The organism is Allobosea sp. ASV33 (assembly GCF_016428755.1).
In the GTDB taxonomy this organism is placed as follows: Bacteria; Pseudomonadota; Alphaproteobacteria; order Rhizobiales; family Beijerinckiaceae; genus Allobosea.
The window spans coordinates 14,702-27,703 of record NZ_JAELTI010000001.1 but is presented as its reverse complement, the minus strand read 5'-3'; the positions used below and the strand labels follow the sequence as shown (position 1 = coordinate 27,703).

Below are 13,002 nucleotides of genomic sequence, written 5' to 3'. Positions count from 1 at the left end.
GGTCGAGAGGACGATTTGCGTGTTCGAACAGGGGACGGTTCAATCAACCTGCCCCTGTTGCGTTGGCGAACATGGCTTTTGACAATTTTCAAGCGTTCAGTAGCTGAGTTCACTTTTCCGCTGACAAGTCGTTTGCTGGTGTTCAGGCTTGTCATTTCACAGATTTCTGACGTGGCACATCCCGAGCCTGCGTGAGCAGCTGCATCAATTCTGCGTTCTGCTTTCGCAACTGCATAATCTCGGCCTCTAGCTGACTTATTTTCGACTGGTCCGGTTGTCCCATGGGCAGATTTTCTAATCCTATCCACCGCACCAGAAAGTCTACAATCGGGTGATAGCCGTGAAGCGTCACCTTTGCTTCCGTTCGATTCGTTCGGTTGTTGCCACGCTTGAACTTCGGCGCGTGGCCTTGGGCGGCGCACCAACCGTCGAAAATTTCCTGCCAGCTATCGCGGTTTGTCAAACTTCCGAACACGTCTACCACCAGAAGATATTTGACCCGGTCGCTATCGATTAGCACCCACTCTATTTCAAGCCTCAGTTTGGAAAAACCGCGGGCTGGGGCAGGAAAGCGTTCCATCAAAATTCGCACCACCTGCGCTCGTGATCAGTCCGATGGTCATAACCTCAATGTGCAATATAGCGCAACGCGGTATAGCGCGTCGCCATTAAAGGCTCGCCGCAGATAAATGCGGAAATGGATATTAGACAGGTGATCGCTGCAAATGCGCGAGCCGCCAGGCTCACCAAAGGTCTGACCCAAGCTCAAGTCGCGCAGCGTCTCGGCGTCGACAGAGCTCATGTGAGCGCCCTAGAGATGGGCCAGCGAAACCCGACTGCGACTAGCCTCTGGCAAATATCTCAAGCGTTAGAAGTGACGGTCCGCGACCTCGTCGATGATGGCCATCCTTTCGGCAATCCAAGTTCGGTGGACAAGCTGTGACGGGCTGGGCATAGCCAGAGCAGGCTTGCACACGATCTTCAGCGATCCGCTGAGTTCTGAGACGTTGGGGGTGATCCTCCCGTTGAACTGGTCTGCGCTGGACTATCGCCTTTCGCGGGCAGAGGACCGGAATATGCAGAAGTCTGGCCGCCAATCTTGCCAAGGCGCTGCGCTTAAGCGCACTATCTTCCACAATTTTCGGCAGGAGTTGCATCCTCGGAAATTCGGTAGTGCAGAGTTTAGGCACACTCGACGCCCGTCTTACTCTCCGCAGGCTCACGCCGGCGGGGTGAACGCTGAGAGGTCCAGGACCGCGAGATCAATACTGAGAACGATCACATGTGTCGCGGAGGCACCAGAGCGGGCTCGAGAAAGCGGCCAAGGATCCGCGGCAAGCTGAGGACCTGACGCCCTACGCGCGGCTTCTGGTCACCTTCAAGGACGCCATCGTGCAGCAGGCAGTGGAGCCGCAACACCCAAATAAAGATCACCAAGCCAGGCAAGATTCTGGGTGGCGACGAGGCCCTCGCAAGCCTGATCGCTGTCTTCGGCCACGTCGAAAACATGAAGGTCTTCCTGCATCCCGATAAGTCGGAGCAAGCCCTCGCCATGGCCGATCCGGACATTGCAGACCTCTATCAGGCTGTCAGTTCCGATCCCCAGCCATAACCACGGCTCGCCAGCCGCGCCGATCGCGCGGCAGCTCCCGTTTCTGATCGACGAAAAAATCTGGGCGAAACCTAGATTGATCAGAATCCCCAGGGAGAGGTCCACCGCGCTGCTGCGACGCTCGATCAGGCCTCCAAATACGAAGGCGACCTCTAAGCCGGATCAGCCAAGAAACCCCCTCCCCTCTCCGGGCGGGGTTTTCTCTTGGTCGCCCGACCCATCCTGGAGGACGGCGCGCGCTGCATAGACGTCGAATAAACCCGCTAGGGTGATCAGGGAGAAAACGTTGGGCGCATAATCCCCGGCGGAGCGGATAAATCGGCAACGGCAGAGAGGCAGTAACGGGAGAGGCCAGTGCTGTGAAACCGGACGTCAAAGGCCGTTTCCGCACGTCGAAAGATGCTTATGGCGCGAGGCCCAGGTCGAAATTCGACTACGGTCCTCTTTGCGCAGATCGCCGCAACACCGGCATCGCGCAGGCCTGATCGTCAACATCCCTCAGGCCAAACCCCGCTCATTCTGTGCGGGGTTTTCTTTATGGCCGATTGGCCAATTCCCTCCTCCGACGTTGCGCAAGCGTATCCTCGGGGTTGAGCTACAGAACAGCCGGGCCGCCTGATTCATTACGCCCCGCAGCCGACCGCACCCGGTCGACCACCGTTCATACCGGCGCAAGAGTCTGACCGCTGCTCCTCTCATGCATCAATCCGTTCGACGCTCCGCTGCGATTCATGGCGCCCTGAGCCTTGGCCACGCGGCCTCCCGGATCAGCGTCGGGCACTCGGCGCGCCGCTCTTAAGAGCGACGCACAACGCGGCAAAGCCTTCTCGTGGCGGGGGCTAGGTTGGCAATTTCAATGGCTACTGCGGCCAAAAGAACGGCTAGAAAAGCCTGAACCTCTGTCCCCTCGGTAGGCTTCGGGATTGCATCAATGCAAGGGGTCTTTGTCCTCTGATTTTGCCCTGAACAAAGGCCATGCGCGGCATGACAGGCCGGCGGACGGCCGATCCCATAATCGCTCCCGATGAGGCCGAGAGCCGGGGCGCGGCCGCGACCGATCCCCATCGACGTTACGCGCTGGCCAAGCCGATCAGACGAGGAACCCTCCGATCTCATTGGAAGAGGCCCACGATAAAGCGAAGTCCATCGTGGCGGAGATCCCAGCCCTCCCAGTGAGCCGTGGGTTTGGGGGCCTTGCTGACTTCTTCGATACTCTCATTGCATTGGGGGCCGGCACTTGGCTCGAACCCGACATCAAAGGCGCTCGGGCAGTGGGTGGCTCTGACGCTCATCGTGCTCGATGACGGCTGCAACGCGCCAGCTATACGGCGACATGAAAAGCTGAGTCGTCCTACCGATTCTCGGAAAACGTTAGGCGGCGAAGCCAGTGACTGAGTTGGGTGCCCTTCGCTCTGGCATCCATGCGAGGTCGACGATGAGGTGGCAATCGTCGACATAAAATTTCTAAGTCGTTGGTTTATTTATGAAATCAAAGTATTGGCTTGAGCATTTGGCGGCGAACCGGGAGTTTCGTTAAGACTCTATTAACCCCATTTTTCTTGCACAAGACGGGCAATCGGACATACTAGCGCCAAATCCACCAAACTAGCTAAATTAGCGCTATTTCCTCCGAGGCAGCCCGAAGCATGAACGCGCTCGCACCGTTCGAATTCGACGATAAGATTCTCCAGCAGGGTGCGGAGATCTCGCGGAAGCTCAACCAACTGCGTCAGGAAAAATTCCCTCCGAATGCAAAGAAAACGCTGAGGCGTTTTCCCATGGCGGAGGTTGCGCATTATCTTGGTGTTAGCCCGAACAATCTCAAGCGCCTCCATCTGGAAGGTAAGGGGCCCGAGCCCCTCACCGGCGCCGGTGGCCGTCGTTTCTACACTGCCGAGCAAATGTTGGAGCTCAGGCATTATCTCGACAAAAACGGACGGTCCGACGTCAAAAAATACGTCCCACATCGCAAACCCGGCGAGAAGCTGCAGGTCATCGCTGTTGTCAACTTCAAGGGTGGCTCGGGCAAGACGACGACCACAGCGCACTTGGCGCAGCACCTGGCTTTGACCGGTCATCGTGTCCTGGCCGTTGATCTGGACCCTCAGGCTTCGCTGTCGGCGCTTTACGGCTTTCAACCTGAGCTGGACAAGAACCCGTCGCTGTATGATGCGATCCGATACGATGATCAGCGCAAGCCGATTCGCGACGTGATCATGCGCACGAACTTCCCATCGTTGGATGTGATCCCCGCGAACCTTGAACTTCAGGAATACGAATACGACACGCCGTTAGCGATGCAGAATTCACTTGAGGGCAAGCGGTTCTTTACCCGATTTGGCAATGCGCTCAAGGAAGTTGATTCCTCTTACGATGTCGTCGTCGTGGATTGTCCTCCTCAGCTTGGCTACCTGACTTTGACGGCGTTGATCGCCGCGACATCGGTTCTCATTACGGTCCATCCGCAGATGCTCGACCTGATGTCCATGAGCCAATTTCTGCTGATGCTAGGAAACATCGCTAAGACCATCAAGGACGCTGGTGCGGAGGTCCGCATGGATTGGCTCCGATACCTGATTACGCGCTTTGAACCAACTGACGTACCGCAGGTCGAGATGCTTGGCCTCATGCAGAGTATGCTCGCGGCGGAAATGCTGAAGGCGCAAATGGTCAAATCAACCGCCATCTCGGATGCAGGGTTAACCAAACAGACCCTGTATGAGGTGGAACGTGCGAACTTCACCCGCGAAACCTATGACCGTGCGATCGAGTGCATGGATGCAGTCAATTTCGAGGTTCAGGGACTGATCCACCAAGCGTGGGGGCGACTCTGATGTTGACTGCCGTAAATTCTGGCAAAAAACACCCTTGTTTCAATAGCATGCCTCGAATGAGGAGGGCGCGGATTGGCTCGTAAAAACCCCTTCGCAAACCTGATGGCCAGCGAGGCTCCCGCTCCGGAGCACCCTGCCCTCGACTATACGGTCAAGGGTGCATCCAAGTCGTTTCTCAACTCACTGAACGAGATTACGGCGCGTGCGGACAAGCTCATGGAAGGCGAGCCGATCGTCGAGCTCGATCCCGACAGTGTCGACCCGTCCTTTGTCAGGGATCGCCTCGATGAGAACGAACAGGAGTTCGATGAGATCCTAGAAGCCATCCGTGAGCGCGGGCAGGACAGTCCAATTTTGGTGCGGCCGCATCCAACGGTGGCCGAGCGCTACATGGTGGTCTTCGGTCATCGGCGTCTGAAAGTCGCCAAGGCACTTGGCCGCAAGGTTCGGGCCGTCATCAAGGAGATGAAGGACCGCGAGCATGTAGTTGCTCAAGGTCAGGAGAATTCGGCTCGTGCGAACCTCTCATTCATCGAGAAGGCACTGTATGCGTCCGAACTGGCGAAGCTGCGCTACGACGAGGACAATGCGATTGTCATAACGGCCCTCGCCTTGGACCGGACTACCTTGTCGAAGATGCTTGCCGTCGCGAGCATTCCGGAGAAGGTCTTGCGCGCGATCGGATCCGCGAAGGGCATCGGTCGCGACCGCTGGTACGAGCTGAAGCTGCTCCTAGAGCGTCCGTCCAATTATGACGCGGCTGTCGAAGTGGTTGAGGCTGAAGGCTTTGCAGAGCTTGCAAGCGACGCGAGGTTCATTGCGGTCGAGAAGCGGCTCAAAATCAAGCAGAGTAGGAGTCGGAGCGAGCCGAGCAAGCAAAGCTGGGCACCACGCGACGGCACTCTCGCAGCGGAGATGTCGGCCGAAGGAAAGAAATTCACTTTGGCTATCAAAGCCAAGGGGCCGGACGCCAAGGCGTTCGGCAGCTATTTGTCCGATAATCTGGACCGTCTCTACGACGACTTCAGAGGTCGGAAGGGTAACACTGCAAACGGAGATTAGCCCCGCAAAAGAAAAAGGCCCCCGAAACGACGTCCGGAAGCCCTTCTCTGTGTCCTAAGCAAACACAGAATCGCACTTCCACGAATCACAGTCAAGAGTCCCGCAAGGGGTTCAGCGCCGTTTCGGCGAGCGGATTTCTTTTGCCTAACGATAGGTGAAAGAACTTGGTTTCGCACATCTCGACGACGCCCTTTGGGCGGCGATCGCTGACGCTTGCCCATGTTGCAAGTCAGGCGATTGCAAAAGAACGTCCGCCTGAGAAGGCGGTTCATAAATGGAACATCTTCCGGGCGATCTGCACGGCGAAAGCTCGCATCGGTGTTACCGAGCGTGCGCTGGCTGTTCTGGACGCTCTCCTGACGTTTCACCCGGAAACTGTACTGACGGGCGAGGGGTTGATCGTCTTCCCGTCAAACCAGCAGCTCTGCCTGCGGGCGCACGGCATGCCGCCGGCGACGCTGCGGCGCCATCTGGCCGTCCTGGTCGATTGTGGGCTGGTCATCCGTCGGGATAGTCCCAACGGCAAGCGCTATGCGCGCAAGGACAGGGCAGGGGAGGTCGAGGTCGCGTTTGGCTTTGATCTGTCGCCGCTTGTCGTTCGCGCCGAGGAATTCGAAACTTGGGCCGACGAGGTCCAACTCGAGGAGCGAGCGCTGAAGCTGGTGCGCGAGAAGATCACCATCTGTCGGCGTGACATCGCGAAGATGATTGCGACCGGCATGGAAGAGGGCGTGTCCACCCAGCGAGGAGGGCAGGGCCCGGCGGACTGGATGGAGATTCACGAGCTCTATCGAGGCATTATCGGCCGGGTTCCGCGTTCTGCTACGCGCCAAGTCCTGGAGCCGATCGCCGAAGAGCTGTCACTACTGGCGGACGAAGTGCTCAGCCTGTTGGAGGATCACATCAAAACTCAAAATATGAGCGGCAATGAGTCTCATTCTGAGCGTCACATACAAAATTCAAAAACAGACTCTCCTATTGATCTTGAACCTAGCTTTCCAGAAAGCAGGGTGGCGATCGTCGAGATCCAGCCGGAACCCGTGAAGAAGCCCGAACGGCCGTTCCCCCTGGGAATGGTTTTGGATGCCTGTCCAGATATCATCGATTATGCTCGCGGCGGGATTTCAAATTGGCGGGATTTCCTGGCGACGGCGGCGATGGTGCGATCGATGCTCGGAATTAGCCCGAGCGCCTGGCTCGATGCCCAGAATGCGATGGGCGAAACCGAAGCCTCAATTGTCGTTGCGGCAATCCTGCAGCGCGGGGAGGCAATCTCGAGCGCCGGTGGTTATCTGCGCGGCCTGACGCGGAAAGCGGAAGCCAACGAATTCTCGATCGGACCTATGCTGATGGCGTTGATCGGAAGCCGGCGGCGTGAACCGAAACGAGCATAGCGCATCCGTGGATCGCCGACATGTGCGGGCCGTTGCCGACAGTAAGTGGTACAAAGGGTCTGTGGTGATAGGGTTTGCTCGATGAATTGGAAGCCGCCGGCGCCGATCGATGCCAGTCCGGAAAACCGGACCAGAGTGAGTGGACCTGGCTTAAGGACGCTGCTCATTGTCGCGCGCGTAGCTCGATATTGCCGAGATCCGAACGCGTCTGGGTATGCCCACATCGGAGGAATTTCAGACCTGTCTGACGCTGCCCGCGCCGACGAACCTCTGACCCTTGAAACCGACGTCCTTTTGCGGATTTCTGCGGTGCTCGGAATTTACAGATCCCTCCCTCTGTTGGAGGGGACTGACGGCGAGGGCTTGAAATGGCTCCGAGGCATCAATCGTTACAACGCGTTCAATGGGAAAGCGCCCATGGAGCTGATGCTGTCCGGCTTCGAACCTGAGCTGATGGATGTCCGTGGCTACTTGCTCGCCAAGGAGTACGGGGGTGGCACCGCCCCTAACGAGGTCGATCGCAACTTCAAGTCTTAATACCGACGCCAATTTAATCTGGCGTCTGATATCGCCTCGGATGATCTCTTGGGGTGCAAGGCGGTCGGTTCGATATTGGCGCCGCCAGCTCCCATGAACGATGCGGCTAAGGCGGGTTCTTGATGCTGCAGTTTCGGTGTTTCAAAGGAATAGACGTGTTTCAGATCAAGGCCACGATCCGGGGTAGCAAGGTCAAGGAAGCAGCCCCTTCTGCGGTGGAGGCGCTTCGTCGCTACCAGGATATCCAGACACGCCCCGGTGTGACTGCTTGTTCGGTGATGAAGGGCGGCGTGCTGGTGGGGCAAGCCGAGCTCGTGAGCGCGGCGACGGTTGAGGACCTGCGCGCCAAATCCGGGATCTGACCTCGCGGCGAGGGCGAGGTTCTGCAGGGCATCTCGTGGTTCATCAACGCTATGAATCATAAGCGCGGGATTGATTCATCCTTTGCGTTGGACGGGTGTCTGCCATGAGCGCGAGATGCGCGCATGGACAGCTCCTTCGTCAAAGACGTGCCGCGCTTGCAAATGTTGGTGTTAGACCGATCTGATCCAGCACAGAATATGGCGCGCTTCTATGTGCTTGCGATTGAGCCAACCCTGTTTGGCGATGTCGCGCTCGTTCGCGAATGGGGACGCCGGGGCCGTCCCGGCCGGCGGCGATTGGACCTCTTTGGGGATCAAGAAGCCGCAGCCGAGGCGCTGCAGGACTGGCTGCTCAGAAAGACCAAGCGGGGCTACGGTGTCGTAGCAGCTTCGGCGACGAACGTGGGGGCATAGCCGGAAGGCTCCCGTTGTTGCGGCGGTCACCTTGTTGGACTGGCATAGCAGGCGCCGGGCCGGCCTCGGCCCTGTTGTGAGCGGCGAGCTTTAACCATTGAGCTACCGGCCCGCTTGGGCGTCTGGCATTCCGCGCGATGAGCAAACAAGGCTGCGCGATCGTTTCTCTCAGGTCCGAGATGAGCCCTCAGTCCGGCGGCAGGCTACCTCGTTGGCCCTACGAACTGATTGTCTGTGGGAAGGAGGGGAGCTCGCTGCGTTGCTGCCTGGCCACAGAAGAGGAGAGTCTGCCGGTTTGCAAACAATCCCGATTGCACGAGGTCAGGACGAGACCGAAGCTGGGGAGAGAGGGAGGCGAGGTTATGCGTACGCCTGACAACTCGGACGCCTCTATGGCGCGGATCAACGGCATCCTCATTCGGAGTGCCATCGTCGTGGCGATTGCTGCGACCATCGTGCTGCCGCTGCTCCGCTAGGTCGGGCATTTCGAACGCGCGCAAATTCGGCAGGAGGGGAAAAGTCGACCTCGTAGGAGGCTCGCTGAGTGCCCATCGGGTAGGTGGCGGCTAGGGTGATGAGGCTAAGCGCTTAAATGCCCCCAGTGGTCATTTATGCGGCTTTTGGTCTGGCGGATGGGATCGTGACGTTTGTGCGAACGATGCTGACAGCATAGCCACCGCAAGCTTGCGCTTGGAAAGGATTTTCCTTACTGTAAGGACTTTCCTTACGAGGACTCATCATGATCACGAGTAAGCTGACAAGCAAGGCGCAGACGACAATCCCGCAGTCCATTCGGACAGCGCTGCAGCTGCGGGAAGGCGACGAGATCGCTTATAGCATCGAAGGCGCCACCGTCGTGATCCGCAAGGCGCCGGTGTCGGTCGTGCCCGAGGATCCGTTCGGCACGTTCGGCGAGTGGGACAGTGAAGCCGATCGGAGAGCTTATGCCTCCCTCTGATTTTCAGCAGGGCGACGTCGTCCGGGTGCCATTTCCCTATACCGACCGCAACACAAGGCAACACCGCCCGGCGCTTGTCGTCAGCAACGGTGCGATCGGGGAGGGGAATGCACTGCTGTGGGTTGTCATGATCACCAGCGCCGAGAATCGGCCATGGCTCGGGGATGTGTCGCTGGGACGATCCTATCAGGAGGCCGGCTTGCCGGCTCCGAGTGTGATCCGTACTGTCAAGATCGCGACGATCGAGGCCGCTCACGCTCAGCAGCTTGGCCGTATCAACCCCGCCCTGATGGCTGAGGTGGGTGATCAGCTCAAGAAGCATCTGGGTGTCTAGCGGTCGCTCGCAGCGGCCTTCCGGGCGAGGTGCCCGTCCATCTCGGCTGAGCCTGACGGAGCTCGCGCCGACCACGTCGACTCAACAATTCAAAGTGCCAGGCGGGCAGCTTGGCTGAATTGCCGCTCGGCGTCGTTATAGTAGCTTGCCGCCTGCTGGACCGAGCGATGCTGCGACTGCTGCATCGCAGCGGGGAGGGAGACGCCGTTGCGGGCCGCCTCGGTCAGATAGCCTGAGCGCAGGCCGTGCGCGGAGAACGCCAACGGATCGAGCCCGGCCTGGGCGCAGCGGCTTTTGAGGATCAGATTGACGGCTTGCGGGGTCAGGGCGCGATCCGAGAGGCCCTCCCAACGGTCGATCGCCCGGAACACCGCGCCCTTGCTAATGTTGGCGCGCTCGAGCCAGTCGCGCAGTGCCTCGACCGGCGGCCCCACGATCAGGACACGCGCGTCGTCTTCGGCGGCAGCGGTCTTGGTCTTGCCGAGTGCGATCGCCAGGCAAGGCAGGCGATCTGAGTCCGGATCGTCGGGATCGCGCGGCACCGGCGCCTCCTCGCTGATTTGCTCGACTCGTAAGCGGGCGATTTCACTGCGGCGCCGCCCGCCGGAACCGAAGGCGACCAGAAGCAGGGCGAGGTCGCGCGTGTCGCTCAAGCGATTGCTGCGACAGGTCGCCAGCAAGCGGTCGAGAATCTCGCGGGTGACGGCACGCTGGCTTTTGCGCCGGCGTGGCCGGGCGCTGGCCCGCACCGCCAGGCGCATGGCCGTTCGTAGCGAGGGCGCGGCGAAGGGTCCCAAATGGCCTTTCCAGCGATGCAGCGTCGCCCAATGGGCCAATCGGCGCTTGACCGTCGCCGGCGCATGCGGTCCCGCGACGCGCAAGCGACCCTCCAGGCGTAGACGCGCGGCGACCTCCTCGGGCATGCCATGACCGGGATCGCTTTCGCGTTGGGCCGGATCCCAGAGATGGTGCGCGACAAATTTCAGAACCAGCGCTTCGTGCGCCGGCCAGGGCAGCGGGGAGCCTGTCGACGCGAGCGCCCAGGCTTCGAGATAGGCCAGATCCGACGCGAGCGCGCGCAAGGAATTCTCGCCCATGCCCTCCTGGGCCAGGTGGCGCAGCGTCGCGACATCGTCATCGGTTAGGATTTTGGCGAGCTGATCGCGCCGCTCCAGCGGCAAAATCCCGGCGAGCGCGTCGAGCTGCAGGGCGCGCCGCGTTTCTGTGTCGGCCGAGAGCAGGAATGTCGAGGTCACGGGGGCTCCTGGTGCGGCTGACACGGGCCGATTTCGTCGACCGAATGCCCGGCTGACGTCGTCGGCGAGCTTTTGGAGCGCGAGAATTGCCGGTTTCCGCAGGCGTGTCCATCACTATCGATAAGAGGTAATTATCGATAGTGAAAGTATCGTTCTTAGAGATATCGACATGAAACAAATCAATAGCTATCTAGATTGGTCTTGATAGATTTAGTCACGTGGATTCAATGCGCTACGATCTAACGCGAACCGTTCGCCGCGAGCTGGTTTCGGACTGCGCCGTAGCTGCCGAGGCCGCGGCGATCGCGCTCGCCCGCTGCGACGAGCGCCTGCTCCGGGCTGAGCCGGCGCTGGCGAAGGGCGTGCGCGAGCGCGGCCACGCTTTTGAGGCACAGGCGCTGATCGGGCTCACCGGGGGCCTGTGCCCGCTCGAGGATCTCTGCCTACACGACGCGGGCATGGATGTGCGCAGCCCGACGCGCGAGATCGCGCGCGCCGCCACCATCCTTGACGAACGCCGGCGCCTGGCGCGAGGCGAGCCCGGCGAGCTTTTGAAACCAACCGCCCTGCGCCAGCGGTTTGGGATCGCAGGAGCCGGGGAGCCGGACCGGACGGACAGGCATAAGACCGGGTCAGTTGCCGCAAAAAGGGTCACGGCACCCTGGGACCGGATCGACGTTGAAGACGACGAGGAGGACCAGGTCGATGACAATGACCTGGACCGGGAGGAGGATGACGATCACGCCGACCCGGCCTTCGCCGACATCGACGCCTTGCTGGTGCGCACGCGAAAAAAACTCGACGCCTGGAACGATTTGTCCTCCGAACAGGGCCGCAAGAATTTGACGCTGCGCGATCCCGCCTATGACGCTCCCGGGCGGTTCGAGGGTTGGCTCGCCGTCCTGGAGGAGGGCAGGGGGCTGCCGGCGACCGTCGCCGCCGCGCTCGCGCTCGACGCCTGGCTGTGGCTCGAGCCGTCGGAACGCGCCGGCGAGCTCGGCTTTGCGCTGGCCGCGACCGTGTTGCGGCAGCGCGGGGTGGCGGCGCATTTGCCCGCGCTTGGACTGGGGCTGAGGCGGGTGCGGTTTCGCTGGAGCCCGCACCAGACGCTCGGCGTCCGGATTACGGGATTGCTTGGCGCCTTTGCCGAAGCGGCGGCGTTCGGGCAGGGGGATCTTGATCGGCTGTCGCTGGCGCGGACTGTGATGTTGCGGAAATGTGAGGGGAGGCGGGGGAATTCGAGACTGGCCGAGCTCGTGGATCTGTTCGTGTCGACACCGCTGGTCACCGTCCAGATGGCGGCGGCGCGGCTGCAGGTCACGCCGCAGGCGGTCGAGGCGATGCTGAGAAAGCTCGGCGGCAGCCTGCCGCGCGAATTGACCGGTCGGAAGCGCTACCGCGCCTGGGGGATCATTTGATTAGATATGCACTTGACAACATAATGCCGTTCAGGGCATATCGACGCCATGGCTTGGGCTGTCCAATCTGTTGCTGAGTTCGAGCGCTGGTTCCTGATTCTCGAAAGCGGCGTCCGGATCGAAATCGCGGCCAAGATCAGTTTATTGCAACAGGTCGGGCCGACGCTCGGCCGGCCGCATGCGGACACCTTGAAGGGCTCGGCCTATCCGAACATGAAAGAGCTGCGGATCCAGATCGGCGGCGACCCCTGGCGAATCTTCTTCGCCTTCGACCCGAGACGGTCAGCCATCTTGCTGGTCGGCGGCAACAAGGGCGGCGATGGCCGTTTCTATGAGGTCAACCTGCCGATCGCTGACGCGCGCTATCGCGACCATCTCGCGACGCTGATCGTGCCACCACCATCGAAGAGAGGGCCATAACGATGACCACCTCCTGGAATGAGACGCTGGCCAAGCTGCCGGTCGACGAGCAGGCTGCCATCACAAAACGTAGCCGTGAGGTGATGGCCGAATATGTCGGCCTCAAGGAGCTGCGCAAGGCACGCCGTCTGAGTCAGGCGGCTTTGGCCGCGCGGCTGCACACCGATCAGGCCGGCGTGTCGAAGCTCGAAAAGCGCGCCGATCTGCTGCTGAGCACGCTCAAGGGCTATGTCGAGGCGGCCGGTGGAAGCCTCGAGATCGTGGCACGGTTTCCCGATGGGCCGGCGCTTCGCATTGATCGCCTCGGGGAGGTCGGGCGGCCAAAGAAGGCCGACGCAGCATAGAGCGCGACTTCTGCTCGTGGCCCCTAGCCGACGTCTGGAACGTCTGCTTCAGGGCAG

The 13,002-nt window shown here is 60.3% G+C and carries 15 protein-coding genes; 12 read left to right on the top strand and 3 right to left on the bottom strand.

Going from position 1 to position 13,002, the window contains the following annotated elements:
- Nucleotides 1–151 precede the first annotated feature (151 nt).
- Complete coding sequence (locus JHD80_RS00115; RefSeq protein WP_199084340.1) at nucleotides 152–580, bottom strand: hypothetical protein; 429 nt, start codon at nucleotides 578–580, stop codon at nucleotides 152–154.
- A gap of 117 nt (nucleotides 581–697) precedes the next feature.
- Between JHD80_RS00115 and JHD80_RS00110 the strand changes: the two genes are divergently transcribed.
- Complete coding sequence (locus tag JHD80_RS00110) at nucleotides 698–943, top strand: helix-turn-helix domain-containing protein (RefSeq protein ID WP_199084339.1); 246 nt, start codon at nucleotides 698–700, stop codon at nucleotides 941–943.
- Nucleotides 944–1,378: 435 nt separating this feature from the next.
- On the opposite strand, the gene JHD80_RS00105 is transcribed toward JHD80_RS00110, so the two are convergent.
- On the bottom strand, nucleotides 1,379–1,717 hold the full coding sequence (locus JHD80_RS00105; protein ID WP_199084338.1) for a hypothetical protein: 339 nt from the start codon (nucleotides 1,715–1,717) through the stop codon (nucleotides 1,379–1,381).
- A gap of 1,541 nt (nucleotides 1,718–3,258) precedes the next feature.
- Here JHD80_RS00105 and repA point away from each other — a divergent pair.
- From repA to JHD80_RS00065, 8 genes are all read left to right on the top strand, one after another.
- On the top strand, nucleotides 3,259–4,446 hold the full coding sequence (repA, locus tag JHD80_RS00100) for a plasmid partitioning protein RepA (protein WP_199084337.1): 1,188 nt from the start codon (nucleotides 3,259–3,261) through the stop codon (nucleotides 4,444–4,446).
- A 72-nt stretch (nucleotides 4,447–4,518) separates the two neighbouring features.
- Nucleotides 4,519–5,508, top strand: coding sequence for a plasmid partitioning protein RepB (repB, locus tag JHD80_RS00095; protein ID WP_199084336.1), 990 nt, complete (start codon nucleotides 4,519–4,521; stop codon nucleotides 5,506–5,508).
- A gap of 164 nt (nucleotides 5,509–5,672) precedes the next feature.
- The gene (gene repC, locus JHD80_RS00090; protein WP_199084335.1) at nucleotides 5,673–6,902 is read left to right on the top strand and encodes a plasmid replication protein RepC; all 1,230 of its coding nucleotides are present in this window, start codon (nucleotides 5,673–5,675) and stop codon (nucleotides 6,900–6,902) included.
- 81 nt (nucleotides 6,903–6,983) lie between these two features.
- The gene (locus JHD80_RS00085; protein ID WP_199084334.1) at nucleotides 6,984–7,439 is read left to right on the top strand and encodes a hypothetical protein; all 456 of its coding nucleotides are present in this window, start codon (nucleotides 6,984–6,986) and stop codon (nucleotides 7,437–7,439) included.
- A 155-nt stretch (nucleotides 7,440–7,594) separates the two neighbouring features.
- Nucleotides 7,595–7,801 (top strand): hypothetical protein, encoded by a 207-nt coding sequence (locus JHD80_RS00080; RefSeq protein ID WP_199084333.1) that lies wholly within the window; start codon nucleotides 7,595–7,597, stop codon nucleotides 7,799–7,801.
- A gap of 123 nt (nucleotides 7,802–7,924) precedes the next feature.
- Nucleotides 7,925–8,215 carry a WGR domain-containing protein gene (locus tag JHD80_RS00075; RefSeq protein ID WP_248311294.1) on the top strand — a complete coding sequence of 97 codons (291 nt, stop codon included), beginning with the start codon at nucleotides 7,925–7,927 and terminating at the stop codon, nucleotides 8,213–8,215.
- Between the two features lie 739 nt (nucleotides 8,216–8,954).
- Nucleotides 8,955–9,173 carry an AbrB/MazE/SpoVT family DNA-binding domain-containing protein gene (locus JHD80_RS00070; protein WP_199084332.1) on the top strand — a complete coding sequence of 73 codons (219 nt, stop codon included), beginning with the start codon at nucleotides 8,955–8,957 and terminating at the stop codon, nucleotides 9,171–9,173.
- Nucleotides 9,160–9,507 (top strand): type II toxin-antitoxin system PemK/MazF family toxin, encoded by a 348-nt coding sequence (locus JHD80_RS00065; protein WP_199084331.1) that lies wholly within the window; start codon nucleotides 9,160–9,162, stop codon nucleotides 9,505–9,507. Before JHD80_RS00070 ends, JHD80_RS00065 begins: the two co-directional genes overlap by 14 nt.
- A gap of 89 nt (nucleotides 9,508–9,596) precedes the next feature.
- On the opposite strand, the gene JHD80_RS00060 is transcribed toward JHD80_RS00065, so the two are convergent.
- Nucleotides 9,597–10,763, bottom strand: coding sequence for a tyrosine-type recombinase/integrase (locus tag JHD80_RS00060; protein WP_199084330.1), 1,167 nt, complete (start codon nucleotides 10,761–10,763; stop codon nucleotides 9,597–9,599).
- A gap of 227 nt (nucleotides 10,764–10,990) precedes the next feature.
- Here JHD80_RS00060 and JHD80_RS00055 point away from each other — a divergent pair, with 227 nt between their 5' ends.
- From JHD80_RS00055 to JHD80_RS00045, 3 genes are read left to right on the top strand one after another with little or no spacing between them, the layout of a single operon-like run.
- Nucleotides 10,991–12,181: an RHE_PE00001 family protein gene (locus JHD80_RS00055; RefSeq protein WP_199084329.1), complete on the top strand. Its 1,191-nt coding sequence runs from the start codon at nucleotides 10,991–10,993 to the stop codon at nucleotides 12,179–12,181.
- A gap of 48 nt (nucleotides 12,182–12,229) precedes the next feature.
- Nucleotides 12,230–12,601 carry a type II toxin-antitoxin system RelE/ParE family toxin gene (locus tag JHD80_RS00050; RefSeq protein ID WP_199084328.1) on the top strand — a complete coding sequence of 124 codons (372 nt, stop codon included), beginning with the start codon at nucleotides 12,230–12,232 and terminating at the stop codon, nucleotides 12,599–12,601.
- Between the two features lie 2 nt (nucleotides 12,602–12,603).
- Nucleotides 12,604–12,945 carry a helix-turn-helix domain-containing protein gene (locus JHD80_RS00045; RefSeq protein ID WP_199084327.1) on the top strand — a complete coding sequence of 114 codons (342 nt, stop codon included), beginning with the start codon at nucleotides 12,604–12,606 and terminating at the stop codon, nucleotides 12,943–12,945.
- The last annotated feature ends 57 nt before the right edge of the window (nucleotides 12,946–13,002 follow it).